At 73.2% G+C, this 22,380-nt stretch carries 17 protein-coding genes; 4 read left to right on the top strand and 13 right to left on the bottom strand.

Annotation, left to right across the window (positions count from 1 at the left end):
- Positions 1-179: 179 nt before the first annotated feature.
- The 7 genes from mnhG to ACFYP0_RS24390 all read right to left on the bottom strand — a co-directional run bounded on the left by mnhG (position 180) and on the right by ACFYP0_RS24390 (position 7,001).
- Positions 180-539: a monovalent cation/H(+) antiporter subunit G gene (gene mnhG / locus ACFYP0_RS24420; protein WP_355500572.1), complete on the bottom strand. Its 360-nt coding sequence runs from the start codon at positions 537-539 to the stop codon at positions 180-182.
- Positions 539-802, bottom strand: coding sequence for a monovalent cation/H+ antiporter complex subunit F (locus ACFYP0_RS24415; protein ID WP_124854284.1), 264 nt, complete (start codon positions 800-802; stop codon positions 539-541). Before ACFYP0_RS24415 ends, mnhG begins: the two co-directional genes overlap by 1 nt.
- Complete coding sequence (locus ACFYP0_RS24410; protein ID WP_355500448.1) at positions 799-1,404, bottom strand: Na+/H+ antiporter subunit E; 606 nt, start codon at positions 1,402-1,404, stop codon at positions 799-801. Before ACFYP0_RS24410 ends, ACFYP0_RS24415 begins: the two co-directional genes overlap by 4 nt.
- Positions 1,401-2,906 (bottom strand): Na+/H+ antiporter subunit D, encoded by a 1,506-nt coding sequence (locus tag ACFYP0_RS24405; protein WP_355500451.1) that lies wholly within the window; start codon positions 2,904-2,906, stop codon positions 1,401-1,403. The genes ACFYP0_RS24410 and ACFYP0_RS24405 overlap by 4 nt, the downstream gene beginning before the upstream one ends.
- Positions 2,906-3,385, bottom strand: coding sequence for a Na(+)/H(+) antiporter subunit C (locus ACFYP0_RS24400; protein ID WP_355500454.1), 480 nt, complete (start codon positions 3,383-3,385; stop codon positions 2,906-2,908). The genes ACFYP0_RS24405 and ACFYP0_RS24400 overlap by 1 nt, the downstream gene beginning before the upstream one ends.
- A 175-nt stretch (positions 3,386-3,560) precedes the next feature.
- Positions 3,561-6,395, bottom strand: coding sequence for a Na+/H+ antiporter subunit A (locus ACFYP0_RS24395; protein ID WP_355500457.1), 2,835 nt, complete (start codon positions 6,393-6,395; stop codon positions 3,561-3,563).
- Positions 6,396-6,614: 219 nt separating this feature from the next.
- Positions 6,615-7,001, bottom strand: coding sequence for a hypothetical protein (locus ACFYP0_RS24390; RefSeq protein ID WP_355500460.1), 387 nt, complete (start codon positions 6,999-7,001; stop codon positions 6,615-6,617).
- Positions 7,002-7,145: 144 nt separating this feature from the next.
- Between ACFYP0_RS24390 and ACFYP0_RS24385 the strand changes: the two genes are divergently transcribed.
- Positions 7,146-11,849, top strand: a complete 4,704-nt coding sequence (locus ACFYP0_RS24385; RefSeq protein WP_386997672.1) for an ATP-dependent helicase — start codon at positions 7,146-7,148, stop codon at positions 11,847-11,849.
- 119 nt (positions 11,850-11,968) lie between these two features.
- On the opposite strand, the gene ACFYP0_RS24380 is transcribed toward ACFYP0_RS24385, so the two are convergent.
- Positions 11,969-12,526: a hypothetical protein gene (locus tag ACFYP0_RS24380; protein WP_355500464.1), complete on the bottom strand. Its 558-nt coding sequence runs from the start codon at positions 12,524-12,526 to the stop codon at positions 11,969-11,971.
- A gap of 245 nt (positions 12,527-12,771) precedes the next feature.
- On the opposite strand from ACFYP0_RS24380, the gene ACFYP0_RS24375 reads away from it, so the two are divergent.
- Positions 12,772-13,014, top strand: a complete 243-nt coding sequence (locus ACFYP0_RS24375; protein WP_356976950.1) for a CPCC family cysteine-rich protein — start codon at positions 12,772-12,774, stop codon at positions 13,012-13,014.
- A 33-nt stretch (positions 13,015-13,047) separates the two neighbouring features.
- On the opposite strand, the gene ACFYP0_RS24370 is transcribed toward ACFYP0_RS24375, so the two are convergent.
- Positions 13,048-14,310: a hypothetical protein gene (locus ACFYP0_RS24370; protein ID WP_355500467.1), complete on the bottom strand. Its 1,263-nt coding sequence runs from the start codon at positions 14,308-14,310 to the stop codon at positions 13,048-13,050.
- Between the two features lie 109 nt (positions 14,311-14,419).
- Between ACFYP0_RS24370 and ACFYP0_RS24365 the strand changes: the two genes are divergently transcribed.
- Both ACFYP0_RS24365 and ACFYP0_RS24360 read left to right on the top strand, forming a co-directional pair.
- Positions 14,420-15,229 (top strand): DNA-formamidopyrimidine glycosylase family protein, encoded by an 810-nt coding sequence (locus ACFYP0_RS24365; RefSeq protein ID WP_124859502.1) that lies wholly within the window; start codon positions 14,420-14,422, stop codon positions 15,227-15,229.
- Positions 15,230-15,394: 165 nt separating this feature from the next.
- Positions 15,395-19,006, top strand: coding sequence for a hypothetical protein (locus ACFYP0_RS24360; protein WP_356976947.1), 3,612 nt, complete (start codon positions 15,395-15,397; stop codon positions 19,004-19,006).
- Positions 19,007-19,074: 68 nt separating this feature from the next.
- Here ACFYP0_RS24360 and pspM read toward each other — a convergent pair whose 3' ends face one another.
- The 4 genes from pspM to ACFYP0_RS24340 all read right to left on the bottom strand — a co-directional run bounded on the left by pspM (position 19,075) and on the right by ACFYP0_RS24340 (position 22,119).
- Positions 19,075-19,860, bottom strand: coding sequence for a phage shock envelope stress response protein PspM (pspM, locus tag ACFYP0_RS24355; RefSeq protein ID WP_124859506.1), 786 nt, complete (start codon positions 19,858-19,860; stop codon positions 19,075-19,077).
- Positions 19,861-19,883: 23 nt separating this feature from the next.
- Positions 19,884-20,756: a PspA/IM30 family protein gene (locus tag ACFYP0_RS24350; RefSeq protein ID WP_124859508.1), complete on the bottom strand. Its 873-nt coding sequence runs from the start codon at positions 20,754-20,756 to the stop codon at positions 19,884-19,886.
- Between the two features lie 200 nt (positions 20,757-20,956).
- Entirely contained in the window at positions 20,957-21,391 is a 435-nt protein-coding gene (locus tag ACFYP0_RS24345) for a helix-turn-helix domain-containing protein (protein WP_124859510.1), read from the bottom strand.
- Positions 21,392-21,609: 218 nt separating this feature from the next.
- On the bottom strand, positions 21,610-22,119 hold the full coding sequence (locus ACFYP0_RS24340; protein ID WP_355500575.1) for a CinA family protein: 510 nt from the start codon (positions 22,117-22,119) through the stop codon (positions 21,610-21,612).
- Positions 22,120-22,380 lie beyond the last annotated feature (261 nt).

Genomic DNA, 22,380 nt, shown 5'->3' with positions numbered 1-22,380 from the left:
GTCGCTCAGGGCTCCCGGGGTCGTCGGTACGGGGATATGCCGGGCACGACCCGGCTGGCTACTGCTGCCCTCCTGGGCAGAAGAGTCGATCATTCCTTCATTTTATCGGCGCTGGCTGGGACTCCGCTGGGGGTGGGCCGAAGGAGCGAATCGTCCGGTTCAGCGGACGCCCGCGGTCGTCACGCCGGCCTCGCCGACCCATCACCTGATCCCCGTTCGGCCAGCTCGTCGGCGTCGAGCAGGCTCCGGTCGAGCCGCCCCGACCGGTACGCGGCCCGCCCGATCATCTGCGCCGCGACCGGCGCGGTCGCCAACTGGAAGACCGCCACCAGCAGGATCATGCCGAGGTCCGACGGGGACCGCAGCCGCAACGCGATGCCCAGCAGCAACAGGAGCACCCCGAGCACCTGCGGCTTGGTGGCCGCGTGCATCCGGGACAGCGCATCCGGGAAGCGCAGTACGCCGATCGCGGCGGCCAGGCCGAGCAGCGCGCCGGCCACCAGGCAACCGGCGCCGAGCCAGTTCGCGATGGTCGCGATCACTGCTGCTCCCGGACCGCGAAGCGGACCAGCGACACCGAGCCCACGAAGCCGAGCAGGGAGAGCACCACCAGCACGGGCAGGGTTGTCGCGTGCCGGTTGACCGCCGCCTCGGCACCCACCGCGGCGAGCATCGTGGCGAGCAGCATGTCCGCGGCGATGACCCGGTCCACCAGTGACGGGCCACGGTAGAGCCGCAGCAGAGCGAGCAGCGCGGTCACCGACAGCAGGACGGTGAGGACGACGGCGAGGAACGTGGTCACGAGCGGGTTCCCTTCGCGGACGGATCGGTCTCGATGCGGCGCAGTTCGGCGGCCGAGCCCACCGCGCGGACGATTCGCCGTTCGAGGGTGAGGGTGCGGTCCCGGGCCACCTCCAGGTCAGCCGGCCTGTGGGTGTCCAGGACGTGCAGGTAGAGCGTTCCGGAGTCCCGGTCCACCTCGAGGATCAGCGTGCCCGGCACCAGCGAGACCGCCTCGGCGGTGAGCGCCAGGTTCAGGTCGCTGGGCACCCGCAACTGGACCCCGATGATCGCCCCGCGCGGCCGGTAGCCGGGTTGCACGGCGATCCGGGCGACGTGCACGCTCGCGCTGACAAGTTCGACGACGAACCGGCCGGCGAAGACCAGCAGCGCCCAGGGCCGCAGTCGGCCGCCGAAGCTGACCGCCGGCAGCGGGTAGAACACCAGCACCGCGCCGCCCACCAGCAGGCCGCCGACCAGGTTGGCCCAGTTGACGTCGCCCCAGAGCAGGTTCCAGACCACCACCAGCCACCCGAGCGCCGCCACCTGGTCGCGCCAGCGCCCGAGCCGGCCGCGTCCCACCACGGCGGGGGCGTCGGGAGCCGGCTCAGGGGTGCCGGTCACGGCACACCACCCGGCAGCACGGCATGCACGTACGGGGTGCGCAGCCGCAGGTCGGCGGCCGCGTCCGAGGTGACGTCGAAGAGCGGACCGGCCAGCAGGGTCAGCGCCAGCCCGAGAGCGACCAGGGCAACGGTGGCCCCGGTCATCAGCCTCGGCAGCGGGACGGCCGCCTCGGTGGTGGCCAGCCGGGGCGCGCGCCAAAAGGCGATGTTCCACACCCGGGACGCCACATAGAGGGTGAGCAGGCTGGTCACCGTGCCCGCCGCCACCAGCACCCCGGGCAGCGGCCCGCCGACCGCCACCCCGGCCTGGAGCAGGCCGAGCTTGCCGAGGAAACCGGAGAACGGCGGCACCCCGGCGAGGTTCATGGCCGGGACGAAGAACAGCACACCGAGCAGCGGCGCCACCCGGGCCAGCCCACCGATGCGGCGCAGGTCGGTGCTGCCGGCGCGCTCCTCGACCAGACCGGCGACGAGGAACAGCGTGGTCTGGATGGTGATGTGGTGCACCACGTAGAAGATCGCGCCGGAGAGCCCGGCGACGGTGCTCAACGCCACCCCGAAGATCATGTAGCCGATGTGGCTGACCAGGGTGAACGAGAAGAGCCGCTTCAGATCGGACTGGGCCACCGCGCCGAGGATGCCGACCACCATGGTCAGACCGGCGACGACCATGAGCAACCTGTCCGCGTGCCCGCCGGGAAACAGCAACGTCTCGGTGCGGATGATCGCGTACACGCCCACCTTGGTGAGCAGACCCGCGAAGACGGCCGTGACCGGGGCCGGTGCGGTGGGATAGCTGTCCGGCAGCCAGGCCGACAGCGGAAAGACCGCCGCCTTGATCGCGAACGCCAGCAGCAGCATCAGCTCCAGGGCCAGTCGGACGCCGTCGGGCAGGTCGTCGAGGCGCTGGGCGAGCTGGGCGAGGTTGAGCGTGCCGGTGGCCGCGTACACCAGACCCACCGACGTCAGGAAGATCAGCGAGGAGAGAATGCTGACCACCACGTACGTCGACCCGGTCCGGATCCGGGTCTCGGTGCCCCCCAGGGTGATCAGCACGAAACTGGCGGCCAGCAGGATCTCGAACCCGACGAAGAGGTTGAACAGGTCACCGGCCAGGAACGCGTTGGTGACGCCGGCGGTGAGCACCAGGTACGTCGGGTGGAAGATCTCCACCGGCGTGGACTCGCTGGTCTCGCTGCGACCCTGGCCGATCGAGTAGAGCAGCACGCAGAGGGTCACCGCCGACGAGACCACCACCATCAGCGCGGCGAGCTGGTCGGCGACCAGCACGATGCCGACCGGTGCCGGCCACCCACCGACCGCCACCACCACCGGCCCGTGCCGGTACGCCTGCACGAGCAGCAGCAAAGCCACGATGAGAGTGCCGCCCAGGCAGAACACACTGATCGAACGCTGGAGTCGGGGCTTCCCGGCCAGCAGCAGCGTCAGTGCCGCACCGAGCAACGGCACCACCACCGGCAGCGGAACCAGCGCACCCATCACGCCTCCTCCCCGCGTCGGAGCCGACGGCGGGCGGGCTCGGGATCGACCTGCTCCGGGTCGCCGTCCGGGCCCTCCCCACCGTGATCGACAGCACCCACCTCGTTCCGCTCCGCCCGACGGATGATCTGCCGGTCCTCCAGGTCGTCGGGCACCTCGTCGTCGCCGGTGAGATACCAACTGCGGTACGCGACCGCGAGCAGGAACGCGGTGAACCCGAAGGTGATCACGATTGCGGTCAACACCATCGCCTGCGGCAGCGGATCACTCATCTGCCCCACCGCACCGGTGCCGACGATCGGTGCCCCACCCGAGCGCCCACCCAGCAGGATCAACAGGTTCACCCCGTTGCCGAGCAGGACCACCCCGAGCAGGATCCGGGTCAGGCTCCGCTCCAACAGCAGGATCACCCCACACCCGAACAGCACCGCGACGGCCAGCACCAGCACCAGCGTCGGCCGCGCACCGCTCGACGTCACTGTTTCGCCTCTGTTCGCGACTGCGGGGCTCGCAAACCCGGATCACTCCTCGCGCTCACGGAATCCACCGCTGTTCGCGACTGCGGGGCTCGCAAACCCGGCTCACTCCTCGCGCTCACGGAATCCACCGCTGTTCGCGACTGCGGGGCTCGCAAACCCGGCTCACTCCTCGCGCTCACGACCGGTCCCCCTTGTTGACGGCCAGACCACCCGTGGCCGTTCCGGTGGCCTCGATGTGCCGGTCCACCTCGGCGCCGAGGCTGCGCAGGATGTCCAGCACCAACCCGATCACGACCAGGTACACACCGATGTCGAAGAAGAGCGACGTGACCAGGTGGACGTCGCCGATCAGCGGCAGGGCCCGGTCGACCTTGGCGCTCTCCAGCACCGACCCGCCGAGCAGCAGCGCCACCAGGCCGGTGCCCACCGCCATGGCCAGCCCGGCGCCGAGGATCAGACCGGCACCGACCGGCGCCGCCTCGGTCAGCTCGTACCGGCCGCCGGCCAGATAGCGGACCACCAGGGCGAGACCCGCCACCAGACCGCCGGCGAAGCCACCGCCTGGCGCGTTGTGCCCGGAGAAGAGCAGGAAGAGGGAGAACAGCACCACGGTATGGAAGATCAGCCGGATGACCACCTCCAACACGATCGAGCGGCGCTCCTCGTAGAGGGTGGGACCGCCGCGCAGCCACACCGGCCGACCGTGTTCGACCACCCGCTGATCGGACTCCGGCCGGCGCGGTCGCGGCCCGGTCCGGGACCGCTCGAAGATCAGGCTGGCCACCCCGGTCGCGGCCACCACCAGCACCGACAGCTCGCCCATGGTGTCCCAGGCCCGGATGTCGACAAGGGTCACGTTGACCACGTTTCGGCCGTACCCCTCCAGCACCGCCAGGTCCGGGAAGGCCGCACTGATGTCCGGTGCCCGGCGGGCGCCGACGGCGGTGAGGGCCAGCCCGGCGGCCACCACGCCCACCGCCACCCCGATCGCCCGACGGACCCAGCGGGTACGCCGCAACGGACGGGCCGAGAACCGCTCCGGCAGGCGCCGCAGCACCAGCACGAAGACCGCGATCGTCGCGGTCTCCACCAGGAACTGGGTGAGCGCCAGGTCGGGCGCGCCGTGCAGGACGAAGAGCATCGCGGTGCCGTACCCGGTCATCCCCACCAGCAGCATCGCGGTCAGACGACGGCGGGCACCGACCGCCAGCACCGCAGCGACCGCGATCACCAGGACGACCACCGGTTGCAGCGCGCTGTCCCAGAGCGGAATCCGGGCCCGCCAGGGGCTCGCGGAGAGCATCGCCGCGCCGGGCACCAGCACCAGGGTGACAAGGATGACGCCCAGATACTGCGGCAGGGAACCGCGCTGGGTCGCGCCGGTGACCTCGATGGCCAGCCGGTCGAACCGGCCCACGACCCACTCGTACCCCTGGTTGCCCCTTACCGGTGACCGCAGCCGGGCCAGCACCGGGGCGAGTGGCCCGCGCAGGGCGAAGAGCAGGCCGCCGCCGACAAGCGCCAGCACGGACAGGCCGAGCGCCGGGGTCGGCCCGGACCAGAGCGCCAGGTGCGCGTCGACCCCACCGAGCAGATCGGCGTACGGGCGCAGCAGCTCGTCCAGCACACTCGCGGCCGGGCCGGCGAGCAGACCGACCCCGGCGAGCACCGCTGGCGGGACCAGCAGCGACGCGGCGATGGGGACCGGCTGGACCGGTTCCACCCCCGGCCGGTCGGCGAACGCGCCCCAGAGGAAGCGGGCGCTGTACGCGACGGTGAGCACCGTCCCGGCGACCAGGCCGGTGAGGAGCGCCGGCTGATCGGTGAACGCCCCGAACACGGCCTCCTTGGACACGAAGCCGACCAGCGGCGGCACCCCGGCCATCGACGCCGCGGCCAGCACCGCGACCACGAACAACGGCCGGGACCAGTGCCGCAGCCCGGACAGCTCGCGCAGGTCACGGGTGCCGGCACTGTGATCGATGATGCCGACGACCAGGAACAGCGCCGCCTTGAACAGTGCGTGCGCCAGGAGCATCGCGGTGCCGGCCAGCGCGGCGTCCGGTGTGCCCGAGCCGGTCACCGCCACCAGCAGGCCGAGCTGGCTGACTGTCCCGTACGCCAGCAGCAGCTTCAGATCGGTCTGCCGCAACGCGGCCCAACCGCCGAGCAGCATGGTGGCCACGCCGGCGATCTGCACCAGCGGTCGCCACGGACCGACCGTGGCGAGCGCCGGCGCGAGCAGCCCGACCAGGTAGACGCCGGCCTTGACCATGGCGGCGGCGTGCAGGTACGCGCTGACCGGCGTGGGTGCCGCCATCGCGGCCGGCAGCCACGAGCTGAACGGCAGCACCGCCGACTTGGACAGGGCACCGGCCAGGATCAGCAGCACGGCGCCCACCAGGTACCCGCCGCCGGGCAGCGGCTGCGTGCTGATCTCCGACCAGCGGTAGGTGCCGGCGTGCTGGCCCAGCATGATGAACCCGACAAGCATGGCGAGGCCGCCCAGCGTGGTGACGGTCAACGCCTGCGCCGCCGCCCAGCGGCTGGACCGCCGTTCGGTGCTGTGCCCGATCAGCAGGTACGAGAAGATCGTGGTCAGCTCCCAGCCGACGTAGAGCAGCAGCAGGTCGTCGGCGAAGACCAGGACGAGCATCGCGCCCGCGAAGGCGACCAGGACCGCGGCGAACTGCGCCAGCCCGGTGGAGCCGGCACTGAAGTAGCGGGCGCTGTAGACCAGCACCAGCGCGCCGACGCCGCCGATCAGCAGCGTCATCAGCCAGGACAGCGTGGTGAGGCGCAACGCGATGTCGAGACCCAACTGCCCGATCCACGGGTACGTCTCCACCACTGCCCCGCCGTCGCTGACGGCCGGTGTGCGGGCCAGCGCCCAGCAGAAGGCGGCAGCCGGCGCGAGCGCCAGCGGGTAGCACGCACGCGGACCCCACCAGCGGACTAGCAGGGGCGCGGCGAGGGCCGCCACAAGATGGAGGATGAGCAGTACCAGCACCTGCGCTCCCGATCGACATGGCCGACGCCCGTGGCAGCGGTGGCGCCTAGCAGCGATCAGACGCCAGTTCCTCCCCCGCCGGGCGGTTTTGCCAGAATTCGCCCCCCAAACCCCAATCCCCAACCCCAACCCGGACCGTTGATCAAGAGGTTTGCGTCATCCGCGCCCGCGTTCCTGACGCAAGCCTCTTGATCAACGCGGGAGGGGGGTGCGGCGTCGTCAGCGCAGCAGGGCGTTGTTGAGGGGTTGCGCGTCGTCGGGGGTGGGGCGGTCGCGGCGTAGCACGGCCAGCAGGTCGAGGCGGCCGAGTTGGCGGGCGACCCGGTCGACCACCCGCTCGGCGGCGGTCAGCGACCGCACCGACAACAGGCGGCCACGACTCTCGCGACGCAGCACGAAGTAGTGCACGGCAACGCGGACCTGACCCCGGTCGGCGGCGCTGGCCTGGGCGGTGCAGAGAACCATCTCGCGCAGGCAGTGGGCGAGGCGTTCGGCGAGCTCGAGCTCGGGGCCGTGCAGGCCTGCGCGGAGCGTGGCGAGGTGACTGTCGACCTTGCGAATCAGCACGTCGGTGCCCGGTTCGACGGTGCGCTGCTCGCCGGCCATCAAATCCCCTCACCCCGGTTCGCGTTGCGAGTGAAGTTACTTTATGTTGCTCCTTGGAATCAAGCAGTTAAGTGAGACTTAACGTATTAAGCGCACGTTCCACGCTTTTTACCTTTCGGAGGCCCATTCCGTCGTGGGTCGCTCGTGGATGTCGGACCGGCGGGGCACGATGGACCGGTGACCGGGGCAGACGCAGACGCCGGCGCGGTGCTGGCCGGGTTCGGTCCGGCCACCCGTGCCTGGTTCGACAACGCCTTCGCCGCCCCGACCGCCGCGCAGACCGGCGCCTGGCGATCGGTTGCCGCCGGCCGCAACGCGCTCGTGGTGGCACCCACCGGCTCGGGCAAGACGCTCGCGGCCTTTCTCTGGTCACTGGACCGACTCGCCCGCGAGCCAGCACCGGCCGAGGCCCGCCAGCGGTGCCGCGTGCTCTACGTCAGCCCGCTCAAGGCCCTCGCCGTCGACGTGGAGCGCAACCTGCGCGCCCCGCTGGCCGGCATCCGGCAGGCGGCCACCCGGCTGGGCGTCGCACCGCCCGACATCACCGTCGGCATGCGCACCGGCGACACGCCCGCCGACGAGCGACGAGCGTTCGCCCGCACCCCGCCGGACATCCTCATCACCACGCCCGAGTCGCTGTTCCTGCTGCTCACGTCCGCGGCTCGCGACTCGCTGCGCGGCGTCCAGACGGTGATCGTCGACGAGGTGCACGCGGTGGCCGGCAGCAAACGCGGCGCCCACCTCGCCCTCTCCCTCGAACGCCTCGACGAGTTGCTGCCCGCCCCGGCGCAGCGCATCGGCCTCTCCGCGACCGTCCGGCCGATCGACGCCTGCGCGCAGTTCCTCGGCGGCGCCCGCCCGGTCGACGTGGTCCAGCCGGCCACCCCGAAGACCATCGAGGTCAGCGTGGAGGTCCCGGTGGAGGACATGACCCGCCTGGACGAGCAGGAGCAGCCACCGGAGGACGACCTCGGCGGCCCCGGGCCGCGTAGGGCGTCGATCTGGCCGGCCGTGGAGGAGCGGGTCTTCACCCTCATCGGGCAGCACCGCTCGACCATCGTCTTCACCAACTCCCGGCGCAGTGCCGAGCGCCTCTGCGCCCGCCTCAACGAGCTGGCCGCCGAGGCGGTGGCCGCATCCGCGTCGGACAAGGGCGCGATCGGCGTACCGGAGGGGTTGCCGGCCGGCGACGACACGGCGGGCGACGACGGCACGGCGTCCGGCGCGCAGCGCTGGGGTGGCCCCGCCGGTCCGGTGCGCAACCGGCCGCCGGCCGAGGTGATGGCCCAGTCCGGCGCGGCCACCGGCGCGCCGCCCGTGATCGCCCGCGCCCACCACGGCAGCGTCTCCCGGGAGGAACGCAAGCACATCGAGGAGGCGCTCAAGTCGGGCCAGCTCCCGGCGGTGGTCGCCACCTCCAGCCTGGAGCTCGGCATCGACATGGGCGCGGTCGACCTGGTGGTGCAGATCGAGGCCCCGCCGAGCGTGGCCGCCGGCCTGCAACGGGTCGGTCGGGCCGGGCACCAGGTGGGCGCCGTCTCCCGGGGGGTGGTCTTCCCCAAGCACCGCGGCGACCTGCTCTCCTGCGCGGTGGTCGCCGAGCGGATGACCGACGGCGCGATCGAGGAGCTGCACTACCCGCGCAACCCACTGGACGTGCTGGCCCAGCAGATCGTCGCGATGGTGGCGCTGGAGCCGTGGGCGCTCGGCGACCTGGCCGTGCTGGTCCGCCGGGCCGCGCCCTTCGCCGAGTTGCCCGACTCGGCGCTGCACGCCGTGCTGGACATGCTCTCCGGCCGCTACCCGTCGACCGCCTTCGCCGAGCTGCGCCCCCGACTGGTCTGGGACCGGGCCGCCGACCTGCTCACCGGCCGCCCCGGCGCGCAGCGACTCGCGGTGACCAGCGGCGGCACCATTCCCGACCGGGGTCTGTTCGGGGTGTTCCTGGCCGGCGCCGAGCGGGCCGCCCGGGTCGGCGAGCTGGACGAGGAGATGGTCTACGAGTCCCGGGTCGGCGACGTCTTCCTGCTCGGCTCGTCCTCCTGGCGGATCGAGGAGATCACTCCGGACCGGGTACTGGTCTCGCCCGCCCCGGGGCAGGCCGCGCGCATGCCGTTCTGGAAGGGCGACCAGCTCGGTCGGCCGGTGGAGCTGGGCCGGGCCATCGGCGCCCGGGTGCGCACCCTGCTGCGCCAGACCGACGAGGCGGCTCTGACCGCGCTGCGCGACGGCGGGCTGGACGACTGGGCCGCCGGCAACCTGATGGCCTACCTGCGCGAGCAACGGCAGGCCACCCGCTCGCTGCCCGACGACCGCACGGTAGTGGTCGAGCGGTTCCGCGACGAGCTGGGTGACTGGCGGCTGGCCGTGCACAGCGTGCTCGGTGCCCGGGTCAACGGACCGTGGGCCCTCGCGGTGGGCCGCCGGCTGGCCGAACGGTACGGGGTGGACGCCCAGGTGATGCCCTCCGACGACGGCATCGTGGTGCGGCTTCCGGACACCGCCGACGAGCCCCCCGGCGCCGACGTGGTGGTCTTCGAGCCCGACGAGATCACCCAACTCGTGGAGGAGTCGGTCGGCACCTCCGCCCTCTTCGCCGCCCGCTTCCGGGAGTGCGCCGCCCGGTCCCTGCTGCTGCCGCGCCGCGACCCGCGCCGCCGCCAACCGCTCTGGCAGCAACGGCAACGCGCCGCGCAACTGCTCGACGTCGCCCGTGAGTACGCGGACTTCCCGGTCACCCTGGAGGCCGCCCGGGAGTGCCTCCAGGACGTCTTCGACCAGCCGGCGCTGGCCGGGCTGATGCGCGACCTGGCCACCCGCAAGGTGCGGTTGGTCGAGGTGGAGACCAGCGCGCCGTCGCCGTTCGCGCGGTCGCTGCTCTTCGGCTACGTCGGCGCGTTCCTCTACGAGGGCGACGCCCCGCTGGCCGAGCGCCGCGCCGCCGCACTCGCCCTCGACTCCACGCTCCTCGGCGAGCTGCTCGGCCGGGTCGACCTGCGGGAGTTGCTCGACCCGGCGGTGCTCAGCGAGACCGACCGGCAGCTGCGGTGGCTGACCGATCAGCGCCGCCCCCGCGACGCCGAGGACGTCGTCGAGCTGCTGCGGGTGCTCGGTGACCTGAGCGACGCCGAGTTGACCGAGCGGGGGGTGCCGGAGACGTGGCTCAGCGAGCTGGAGGCCACCCGCCGGGTGCTGCGGGTCCGGGTCGCGGGCGAGCAGCGCTGGGTGGGCGTCGAGGACGCCGCCCGCCTGCGCGACGCCCTCGGCGTGGCGCTGCCGATGGGAGTGGCCGAGGCGTACCTCGCCCCGGTGGCCGACCCGCTCGGTGACCTGGTGGCCCGCTACGCCCGCACCCACGGGCCGTTCGCCGCCGCCAGCTGCGCGGCCCGGTTCGGGCTCGGGGTGTTCGTCGTCGAGCAGGCGCTGCGCCGGCTCGGCGCCACCGGGCGGGTGGTCTCCGGGGAGTTCACCCCGGATTCGGCCGGCGCGCAGTGGTGCGACGCCGAGGTGCTGCGGATGCTGCGCCGCCGCTCCCTCGCCGCGCTGCGCCGGGAGATCGAGCCGGTGCCGCCCCGGGCCCTCGCCACGTTCCTGCCCCGCTGGCAGCAGGTCGGCTCGTCCGCCCGAGGTGTGGAGGCGCTCGCCGCCACTGTGGAGCAGTTGCAGGGCACGGCGGTGCCGGCGTCCGCGCTGGAGCGGTTGGTGCTGCCCGCCCGTGTCGCGGACTACTCCCCCGCCCAGCTCGACGAGCTGTGCGCGAGCGGGGAGGTGCTCTGGGCGGGGTCGGGCGCGATCTCCGGGGGCGACGGCTGGGTCACCCTGGCGTACGCGGACACCGCGCCGCTGCTGCTGCCACCGCCGGACGAGGCGTTGACCCGTACCCCACTGCACGACGCGGTGCTCGACGCGCTCGGCGACGGGCAGGCGCTGTTCTTCCGACCGCTGGCCGACCGGGTCGGCTCGACCGACGACGCCGCGTTGACCGCTGTGATCTGGGACCTGGTCTGGGCCGGGCACCTCAGCAACGACACCCTCGCCCCGCTGCGCGCAGTGCTCGGCGCTGGCGGCGCGCACCGCTCCCGGCCGTCCGCGCCCCGCACCCGTTACCGGCGGCCCGGTCGGGTGGCGCTGCCGACCCGGAATGGCCCGCCGACCGTCGCCGGCCGCTGGTCACGTCTCCCGGAGCGGGACCTCGACCCGACCCGGCGCGCCGCCGCGCTCGCCGACCTGCTGCTGGAGCGGCACGGGGTGGTCACCCGAGGCGCGGTGATGGCCGAGCAGGTGGTCGGCGGGTTCTCGGCGGTCTACCCGGTGCTGTCGGCGCTGGAGGAGCGCGGCGCGGCCCGCCGGGGTTACTTCGTCGAAGGGCTCGGGGCGGCGCAGTTCGCCGTACCCGGTGCGGTGGACCGGCTGCGCGCGCTGGCCGAGCCGACCGACGGAGCCCGGGGTCGGGGCGCGGTGGCCACCGTGCTCGCCGCGACCGACCCGGCCAACCCGTACGGTGCGGCGCTGCCCTGGCCGGAACGGGTGATCGACTCCGGCGACGGGGCCACCCCGGCGACCGGGCACCGGGCCGGTCGCAAGGCGGGCGCCCTGGTGGTGCAGGTCGGCGGTGACCTCGTCCTCTACGTTGAACGCGGCGGCCGGACGCTGCTCTCCTTCACCGACGACACCGACACGCTCGCCGCGGCCGGCAAGGCGCTCGCCGACGCCGTCCACTCCGGGGCGTTGGGCGCGATGTCGGTGGAGCGGGCCGACGGCGAGGCGGTGCACTCGTCGCCGCTGCGGGACGCGTTGACCGCCGCCGGCTTCCGGGCCACCCCCCGCGGCCTGCGCCTGCGCGGCTGACCCGCCAGCCAAGGCCGCGCCGAGGGCAATCCCGCACAGAGCCTGATGTCTGTGAGTCATCACGATGACTCACAGACATCACAGTCAAGAGAACGACATGCTTCGCACACGCCGACGGCTCAGCCCAGCCTGTCGAGGGCCTTCTCGTAGCCGGGGCGGTCGGCGGCCGGGGTCTTCGCCTCCAGGTAGTTCAGCACCACCGCGCCGCGCCGGTACGACTGGCCACCCCAGGTCTCCGCGATGTCACTGGCGCTGGTCTCGTCCGGGAAGACGTAGACGGTTACGGCGTCGGTGGCGATCAGCTCGGAACAGCCCAGGCCGAGGCCGTCCGGCCCGCAGTCGACCGAGCGATCCTTCGGGTGCGGCACCTTGAGGCCGGCGGCCCGGAAAGCGTCGATGACCTGCTTCGCGCCGGGCGCACTGGCCGGACGCTTGGGCAGCACCACCGGCGGCGGGCTGGCCGGCCGCCGCTGCGTCGTGCCCTGTGCGGCGGCGGAGGGCGGGGTCACGCCGTCGGCACTGGGTGCGGCTTGGGGCGTCGGCAGACCGGTCGGGGCCGCCTCGGACGAGACGGACGGGGTCGCGGTCGGGCTGCCGTCGTCGTCACTGCCACAACCGGCGCTCAGTGCGACGGCGACCAGCAGGATTCCGACTGCGGGGAGGTTCCGAGTTGTCACCAGGGCAGTCTGCCCAACGTCTTCCCGCGGCGGGAGGGGCCGGTCGGCCACTGCGCTGTCCCGTATCCGCCAGCACAACGCGCGGGTCCACGAGCCTGCGCGCATGTCCGCCGTGCCCTGGATCTCGCTGACCACCGACTGTCGCGGTCGCAGTCAACGGCGGGCGGCCCGGGACCTCCTCGCGGCCTCCCCGGGGGACCTCCTGCGGGTATCGGGCTGATGTTCGACTGTGGAATGCTTCTCCGGTGGGTGAGCATGTGGTTCCTGTGGGCTGTCCCTGCTGTGCATCCCGAACCGGCGGGGGGACGTGCCCCGTCTGTTTCTGGACCGACGACGGCCAGGCCGACGCCGACGCCGACGCCGTCCGCGGTGGCCCCAACGGCGACCTGAGCCTCACACACGCCCGTCTCAACTACGCCGTCTACGGTGCCAGCCACCCGCGCTACCAGGACATGGTGCGCACGGCTCGCCCCGACGAGCGCCCCTGACGTTGACGGGGCGCCCGACGGGGTGAGCGTGGCTCAGCAGACCGGCACGCTGCCGCCGTACACGCTGGAGATGTACGCGTGGCTGACGTACTGGCCACTGGCCAGACGGTTCCAGCGGGTGGTGGTCCGGAAGGGGCCGGCGACCGACTGACCGGTGACGTAGCACTGGATCGGCACGTGGGCCAGGCGGGCGGCGAGGCCCCGCGTCGCGGACGACGTGCTGGCCCCGGTGCGGATGTTGAGCGGCCCGTCACCGACCACCCCGCGAGGCCCGCCACCGGTCCACAGGTAGGCGACGTCCACCCAGGCGTTGGTGGTCAGCCGCAACCCGTCCCAGAACGTGCCGTCGGCCAGGTCGACGCCGGCCGGGTTGAGCACGGTCCGCCCGAACTGGTCCCGTCCGCCGTTGTAGCCGGACTGGTACGCGGCCTGCGCCTCGGGCCGGCCCTGCGGCAGGTTCTTCCAGTTCTCCCGGACCGATGAGGGGTTCCAGTAGTCGTCGCGGGTGTTCCACGGCCCGACGTCCCAGACCGGGGCGTACTCGCAGCGGGAGCCGCTGGTGGTGCAGACCCGCACGGTGTAGTCACCGGTGTTGAGCGGGGAGAGCCCTCGCCGCGACGGCAGCGCCGCGAAGTGGTCCCGAGGTTGCACGGTCCGGCCGTTGGCGGTCACCTCACCGACCAGCCCGATGCGGGTGGCGTACACCCGGTAGGTGCGGCCGGGTGTGGCGGCGGAGACGGCGGCGTTCGCGTCGGCGGTGAGCTGCACGCCCCGTACCGTCGCCGTGGCGCCGCCATCGAGGGCGGTGAGCACCACCCGGGTCTGCACCCGGGTGACCGGCCGGTCGAAGACCGCGCCGGCGGTGGCCGCCCGCCACTCCGTCCAGCCGGCGGCCCGCCAGCCGCGGACCTGCGCCTCCACGGTCGCCCGGGCCGGAACCGCGGCGTTGATCTCGGCGCGGACCCGGGTGGCCGGCCGGGCGAGGGTGCGGGGAGCGGTCACCAACATCCCCTCGGCGACCGCGCTGTGCGAGCTGCGGGCGCCGCGTCCGGTGGACCGGGTCTCCCGCAGGCGGAGGCCGGCGTCGGTACGCCGGACGTTGACATCGTCGCGGTCGACGATGGCGAGGTCCGCGCTCCACCGTTCGTCGCGGGGTGCGGCGGCGACGAGGGTGATCGGAGCGCCGCCGGACGCGGCCGGGGCAGGGCCGGTGGCGGGTAGGAGCGCTGCGGTGAGCAGGAGGGCGAGGGTGGCGATGAGGGCGACGGATGGGATACGACAACGCGGTCGCGTCATGGGCATTCTCCTCAGAACCCCCTGACCTTCGCATGTCAGGAGATCAGGAGGAACCTGAGTACAAATAGCGACACATGCGAATCTTGCTCGAAAGAGGGAGGATGGCAGGGTGCCCGAAGGCGACACCGTCTGGAACACCGCGCGCGTGCTGCACCGCGCGCTGGCCGGCGCGCGGATCACCGGCAGTGACTTCCGGGTTCCGCAGCTGGCGACCACGGACCTCACCGACTGGACCGTCCGCGAGTCGGCCAGCCGGGGCAAGCACCTGCTGCTGCGGCTCAACGCCCCGACCGGGGAGCACTGGACCCTGCACTCCCACCTGCGGATGGACGGCGCCTGGCGGGCGTACGCCCCGGGGGAACGCTGGAGCGGCCGGCCCGCGCACCTGATCCGGGCGGTGCTGCGCAGCCCCGGCGCTGTCGCGGTCGGCTACCACCTGCACGACCTGACCCTGGTGCCGACCGCCGAGGAGGACCAGCTGGTCGGCCACCTCGGCCCCGACCTGCTCGGCTCCGACTGGGACCCGGCCGAGGCGGTCCGTCGGCTCGCCGACCACCCGGAGCAGACCATCGGCGAGGCGCTGCTCGACCAGCGCAACCTGGCCGGCGTGGGCAACCTCTACAAGTGCGAGGTGCTGTTCCTGCGGGGCGTGTCACCGTGGACCCCGGTCGGCAAAGTGCCCGACCTGCCGGGCCTGGTGGCCCTCGCACAGCGGCTGCTCGCCGCCAACCGGGGCAGGTGGACGCAGAGCAGCACAGGCTCACTGCACCGGGGGCAGACCAGCTACGTGTACGGCCGCCGCGCCCAGCCCTGCCGCCGCTGCGGCACCGCGATCCGCAAGGAGGAGCTGGGCGAACGGGTCACCTACTGGTGCCCGGTCTGCCAGCCCGAGCGTCCGGGTCCGCCGTCATCCGGCTGACCAGGCTCTCGCCTGACGGGATCCATGGCAGAAACGGACGATTGGGTAATTCCTAACCGGCCGCCGGAGTCGCATGCTGCGGTTGAGTGCTCACCGACCGTCAGCAGAGTGCCAAGGTCCCCCACGCCGGGGTGGCGGACCTCGCGCCCCGAACCGGGGAGAGTCATGGCGATGTTCCGCAGACTCCGCTCCACCTTCTTCGAGCGGACCACCCGCGACACCGACGCCGACGGCCGGGCGGGGTCCGTGCCGGCCCCGCGTACCGCCGAGGAGGCCGTTGTCACGGCGAGCCTGGACCCGGCCGTCGTGCCCCGCTACTTCGGCCCGGTGCCGAACTTCGCCCACAGCCCCCGCCCGACGCGGGACCCCGACGGGCAGATGGTGGCCGGGACCGGGCTGCGCAAGTTCGTCGACCCACTGCCCCTCCCGGGCCAGCCCGGCAGCGGCGACCTCGGCAGCCACCTGCCGGTGGCGGTGCCGGACACCATCAGCTATCCGGGCTGCGACTACTACGAGATCGGCCTACAGGAGTACGCCCAGCGACTGCACCGGGACCTGCCGGTCACCCGGCTGCGCGGCTACCGGCAGCTCAACCCGGGCACCGACCCGGCCGGCCACAACACGGTGGCGCCTCCGGAGCGACCGTGGCACCTCGGGCCGATGATCCGCGCCCGTCGGGGTCGACCGGTCCGGGTGAAGTTCATCAACCAGCTCCCCACCGGTCGGTCCGGCGAGCTGTTCCTGCCGGTCGACGACACCGTCGAGGGGGCCGGCCTGGGCCCACTGGGCGGACCGGCGCCGTACCCGCAGAACAGGGCCGTGCTGCACCTGGCCGGGGCGCAGACCGGCTGGACCAGCGCGGGCAACCCGGGGCAGTGGATCACCCCGGCCGGGGAGATCACCCCGTACCCGACCGGGCCCGGCCTGGCCCACGTGCCGGACATGCCGGCGCCCGGAGCCGGCGCCACCACGCTCTACTTCCCGAACGAGCAGAGCGGCCGGCTGCTGTGGTTCCACGACAACACCCTCGGCCTGGCCCGGCTCACCGTCTACGGCGGACAGCTCGCGCTCTACCTGCTCACCGACCCGGCCGAGGACCAACTCGTCGCCGACGCGGTGCTGCCGGCCGACCAGGTGCCGTTGGTGATCGAGGACAAGACGTTCGTTCCGGACGACACCCAACTCGCCGCCGAGGACCCGACCTGGGACCGGGAACGCTGGGGCGCCCGGGGCAGCCTCTGGCACCCGCACGTCTACCAACCCCGGCAGAACCCGTACCGGTCCGGCGGACGCAACCCCACCGGTCGCTGGGACTACGGACCCTGGTCCCGAAACTCCACCTCGGACGACGCCCGCACCGACGGCTGGGTGCCGAACCCGTACCACGACCCGGTCGGCGCGCCGGACGAGCCGCCGCTGAACCCCGGCGTACCGCACCCGTCGGCCGTTCCCGAGGCGTACGGCGACACCCCGCTCGTCAACGGCGTCGCCTACCCGTACCTGGAGGTGCGGCCACGCACGTACCGGTTCCGGATCCTCAACGCCTGCCTGGACCGCAGCCTCAACCTCCAGCTCTACCGCGCCTGCTCGGACGCTGAAATGTGGACGGCCGACGGGGTGCTCGCCGACCCCGACGCCGGTGAGGTGCCGATGGTGCCCGCCGCGCGGGCGGCGGACCGTCCGGCGGGGTGGCCGACCGACGGACGCGACGGCGGTGTACCGGACCCGCGCACCGCCGGCCCGGAGTTCATCCAGATCGGCAACGAGGCCGGTCTCCTGCCTGCGCCCGTGGTGCTGCCGAACCAACCGATCGGCTACCGCTACGACCGGCTCGACCCGACCGTGCTGAACGTCGACGGACACACCCTGCTGCTCGCCCCGGGCGAACGGGCCGACGTGCTCGTCGACTTCTCCGCCGTGCCGCCGGGCAGCACGCTGATCCTGTACAACGACGCTCCCGCTCCGCTGCCCGCCTTCGACCCCCGCTACGACCAGCACACCGACGCCCCGGACCGCAGCGCCGAGGGCGGCCCACCCCCGACCGAACCGGGGTACGGCCCGAACACCCGCACGGTGCTCCAGTTCCGCGTCACCGGGACGCCCGAGTCGCCGTACGACCTGAGCCGGCTGCGCGATCGGCTGCCCCTGGCGTACGCGGCCAGCCAGCGCCCGCCGATCGTCCCGCAGCCGGCGTACGACCCGGCGTTCGGCACCCGGACCTCGGCGCAGACGACGGTGCCGGTGTACGCCACCACTGTGACGTTCACGCCGACGGCCGGCACCGGCCCGGTGACCCTGCCGATCGCGGTCAAGGCCGCACAGCAGATCTTCGAGCCCGACCACGGCCGGTCGGCGGGCCGGCTCGGCGTCGGACACCCGCACGCCGGGCCGCTCAACCCGACCACGCTGCCGCTCGGTGCGACCGACCCGGTCACCGAGGTGCTCTTCGCCACCGACCCCGCCGTGCCGGTGGGCGCCCCCACCGACGGCACGCAGCTCTGGCGGATCAGCGGCAACGTTCGGCAGACCGAGCCGTTGCACGTAGCCGGCTGCGACGTGCAGGTGATCAACCGGGTTGGCTGGGACGGCACGCTGCGACTCCCGCACGGCACGGAGCTGGGCTGGAAGGGAGTCATCCGGGTCAACCCCCGGGAGGACGTGGTGGTGGCGCTGCGCCCGGTCGCGCCGACCTTGCCGTTCAAGCTGGGAGACAGCGTCCGGCTGCTCGACCCGGGTCGCCCGGCCGGAGCGCGGACCGGGTCGACGCCGGTCAGCCCGATCGACGGGCGACCGGCCACGGTGGTCAACCAACTGGTCAACCTGGGCTGGGAGTACCGCTGGCACAGTCAGCTCGCCGGCCACCGCGACGGCGGGATGAGCCGGCCGCTGGTGCTGCGGGTGGCGCCGAAGGCGCCGACCGGGCTGACCGCCACACCGGCGCCCGGCACGGCCACCGCGCTACCCGCGATCGCGCTGGCCTGGACCAGCAACGGCGGGCGACCGCCCGCCACCAGCCACCTGCTGCAACGGGCCACCGACGCGACCTTCGGCGGCGAGGTCACCACGATCACCGTCGCGGCCGCCGCCACCCGCTACACCGACGCGACAGTCACCCCCGGGGTGACCTACCACTACCGGATCCGGGCGGAGAACGCGGTCAGCTACTCGTCCTGGTCGAACGGGGTACCCGCCTCGGTGCACCTGGCCGCGCCGAGCGGTCTGGTCGCGACGCTCCCGCCGGCCGCGCCGTTGCGGGTGGCGCTGCGCTGGACGAACCGCTCGTTCGCCACCGGCATCGACGTGCAGCGGGCCACCAACCCGACGTTCACCAGCGGCCCGTGCACCACGGCGATCGGAGTCGGCGACAACCACCTGGACGCGACAGTGGCACCGGACACCACGTACTACTACCGGGTGCGGACCACCTACCTGGGCTCCGCCTCGGCATGGTCGACGGTCGCCACGGTGACCTCACCACCCGCGCCGGGAACCCCCAGCGGGGTGAGCGCCACCGCCAGCGCACCGGGGCCGGACACCGCGACGGTGATCCTGGCCTGGGAGGCGAGCACACCCGGCGGTGCGGGGTCCGGGTTCATCGTGCAGCGAGCACTCGACCCTGCCTTCGAGCAGGAGACGGCCACCTTCACGGTGACCGGCCGCGGCTTCACCAACACGGGGCTGGCCCGGGGCGTCACGTACCACTACCGGATCCGGTCGTTCAACGTCGTCGGCACCTCGCCGTACACCGTGCCGGTCCTGGTGACAACACCACAGTGACCGGCCCGGGGTCCGCGCGGTCGCGGTGGGGTGCGTCGTCGGCGCGCGGCCTCTCGGGGCGTGCACCGTCAGCGCGTCGGCGCGCGCAGCGGGGTGCCTACGGCCCGCAGCTCGGCGAGGGCCCCGGCGACCCCGTGCAGCAGGTCGGTCGCCTCGGTGAGCCGGTCGGCGGCCGGGTGGGCGGTCTCCGGTCGGGAGTCCTCGGCCAGATAACCGGCGGCGGCGACCACCAGCCGTTCGTACGCCGCCACCCCGCCCTCCAGTTGGGCGGTCAGCGCGGCGTGCGCCTCGGCCAACGGCGGCCGGGCGTCGGCCGGGGCCAGCCGCAGCGCGCGTTCGACGCTGGCCACCCGCGCGGCCAGGTCGCGCAGCGAGCGGTCGGCGGCAGCGGCTTCCAGCACCGCCGGCTCGGCCAGCCCGGTGAGCCGTGGGGCCATCCCGGCCAGGGTGAGCGCCGCCCGGTCCAGTCGGGCCCACTGTTCTCCGGCGCTGGTGCCGCGCAGCGCGATCCGGGAGCGGACCCGGCGCACCTCGGCCAGCACGCCCGGGCCGACCGGCAGCCGCTCGACGGCGGCGATCAATCGGGCCCGCGAACGGGCCGCCGCCTCGGCCGGGTCGAGCGCGGGAGGCGCCGGCTGGGCGGCCAGGGCGCGCACGTCGATCCAGCGCCAGGCGGCGAGCGCCACCGCACTGCCCGCGGCACCGGCCCAGGCCGCGTCGGGCAGACCAAGGCCGGCGTACGGAGTCAGCACCACCGTTGCGCCGCCGAGCCCACCGGCCAGCACGCTCCACCGTCGGGCCGACCGGCGAAGCCCACCCAGCCTCCGGAAGTACCGTGTCCGCTCGTCTGCCACAGTGACCCCTTCGATCCGGTCGTTCAGCCGGCGGCGGTCGGGTCGCCGGTGCCCCGCTCGCGAGCCATGCTGGCGCGCAGCTCGTCCAGCCGGGCGGCGGCTGTCGGGTCGTTGGCCGGGCCGGTCTTCTCGGCCTGCGGCACGGCCGGTCGCTGGGCCGCGCCGCCGAGCTGCTCCCCCGCCATGCTGGACCGGATCTGCTCAAGCCGGGCGGAGCCGGCCGAGTCGATCGTGGCCTTCTGAATTTCCAACATACGGCCCTCGACGGAGTTGCCGGCCAGTTCGGCGCGACCCATCGCGTTCGCGTAGCGCCGCTCGATGCGGTCGCGCACCTCGTCCAGCGACGGGGTGGTGCCCGGCGCGGTCAGCGACGACATCGACTCCAGCGAGCGGGCCACCGTCTCCTGCATCTTGGCCTGCTCCAGCTGGCTGAGCAGCTTGGTGCGCTCGGCGAGCTTCTGCTGGAGGATCATCGAGTTGTTCTCGACCGCTCGGCGGGCCTGGGCGGCGGCGCCCAGCGCCTGGTCGTGCAGGGTCTTCAGGTCCTCGGTGGCCTGCTCGGCGGAGACGAGCTGGCTGGCCAGCGTCTGCGCGGACTGCTCGAACCGCACCGCCTCGGCCTCGTCGCCCTTGGCCCGGGCCTGGTCGGACAGCACCAGGGCCTGCCGGGCGTTGCCCTGCAACCGCTCGACCTCGGTCATCTGTCGAGACAGCTTCATCTCCAGCTGACGCTGGTTGCCGATCACCGCGGCAGCCTGCTGAACCAGCGCCTGGTGCTGCCGCTGGGCGTCCTCGATGGCCTGCTGGATCTGCACCTTCGGATCGGCATGTTCGTCGATCTTGGCACCGAAGAGCGCCATCAGGTAGTTCCAACCCTTGACGAACGGGTTCGCCATCTCCGCGGTATCCCCTCAGTAGCGTCGCTCCACCACCGTCGGACCGGCTGGACCGACCGACCGTGGACCGGCCGGTCTCCATCGTCCCAGCCGAACGCCAATGAGGCATCCGTACCGGGCGGTCGACAGCACCGGCGGCTCCTGCGAGCAACCCTACGCGGCCGGGGCCAGCTCGCCCATGGTCAACCGGATCGGCGGGCTCAGGCCGCGCAGACCACGTCCCGGTCGCGCTCGGTCGGGCGGACCCGGGTGCTGCGCAGGGTGGCCTTGAGCGGCGAGTCCTGGCGGACCGAGACAGCGACCTTGCCGTCGGAGGTGACCTGCCGGACACCCCGGTTGGTGCTCTTGGGCGCGGCGTCGGCCGGCTCGTCCTGCATCGAGACGAGCACCCCGGGCATCTGCTCGGCGAGCGCCACGGTGTCGCTCACCTCACGCAGCAGCTCGGACAGGCGAGCGCCGAGGGCGTCGCAGATCGCGGCGAGCAGCTCGCTCGACGGCTCCTTGTGCCCCCGCTCGATCTCGGAGAGGTAGCCGAGGCTGACGTTGGCGGCGGTGGAGACCTCACGCAGCGTGCGCTGCTGGCCCTGCCGGCGCGCTCGCAGTGCGTCACCGATCACCCGGCGTAGCAGGATCATCGCACCTCCCCCTGAGGGATACCTCGCGCCCGCCGCTGGGCGGTCGGTCGCGGCGGACCGCGCCGACCCCGAACGTCGGAGCCTTCCCGCAACCGTACCCGTTGCGGGCCCGGCCGACATCCCGCCCCGCCCGTCGGTTCGTCGGGACGGGCTCACCGGGGCCCGCCGCCGTCCCTGTTGCGTCGGCTCGGGTGGCTCCGACCGCTTTGGCGCCGGCTTCACGAGGTTGCGGCGGCGAGCCGCTCGGAGAGCAACCGCAGCGCCTCGACCACCGCCCCCGCTCGGACATGGTCCCGCCCGCTGCCCAGGTCGAGCTGGCGGACCTCGCCACCGTTCGGACCGGCGACCGCGACGTAGACCAGGCCCACGGGTTTCCCGTCCTGCGGCTCCGGGCCGGCGACCCCCGTGGTGGCCAGCCCCCAGTCCGCGCCGCACCGCTGCCGGCCACCCTCGGCGAGCGCCGCCGCCACGTCCGGGTCCACCGGCCCCCGCTCGGACAGCAGGTCATCCGGTACGCCAGCCAGGGTCGCCTTCAGCTCGGTGGCGTAGACCACGAGCCCACCCCGGTAGACCCCGCTGACCCCGGCGATGTTCACGATCGAAGCGGCGAGCGACCCACCGGTCAGCGATTCGACAGTGGCAAGGGTTTCGTGCCGTTCGGCCAGCCGGTGCACCACTCCCGCCGCCGCACTGCCCACCTCGACGCCGTCCACCTCAGCGCCATTCACCCCGGCGCCACTCGCCCCAGGACCACTCACCCCGGCACCGCCCGCCCCGCCACCGTTCACCGACACCCCAACCTCCGTCGCACAAACCAGTCCGTGCCCAGCCACCAATCCCCCACCCACCAATCCCCAACCCAACTACGACCCGACCGCGCCCAACCCGACCGCGCCCGACCCGACCGCGCCCGACCCCGTCGCGGCGATCATGGAGTTGGCGTCACGACACGCCGTCCCGACTGGCGCCAACTCCATGATCAACGGAGG

Source organism: Micromonospora arida, assembly GCF_042873195.1.
Lineage (GTDB): Bacteria > Actinomycetota > Actinomycetes > Mycobacteriales > Micromonosporaceae > Micromonospora > Micromonospora arida.
The sequence above is the reverse complement of the archived record's forward strand: the minus strand, read 5'-3'. Positions and strand labels throughout refer to the sequence as shown.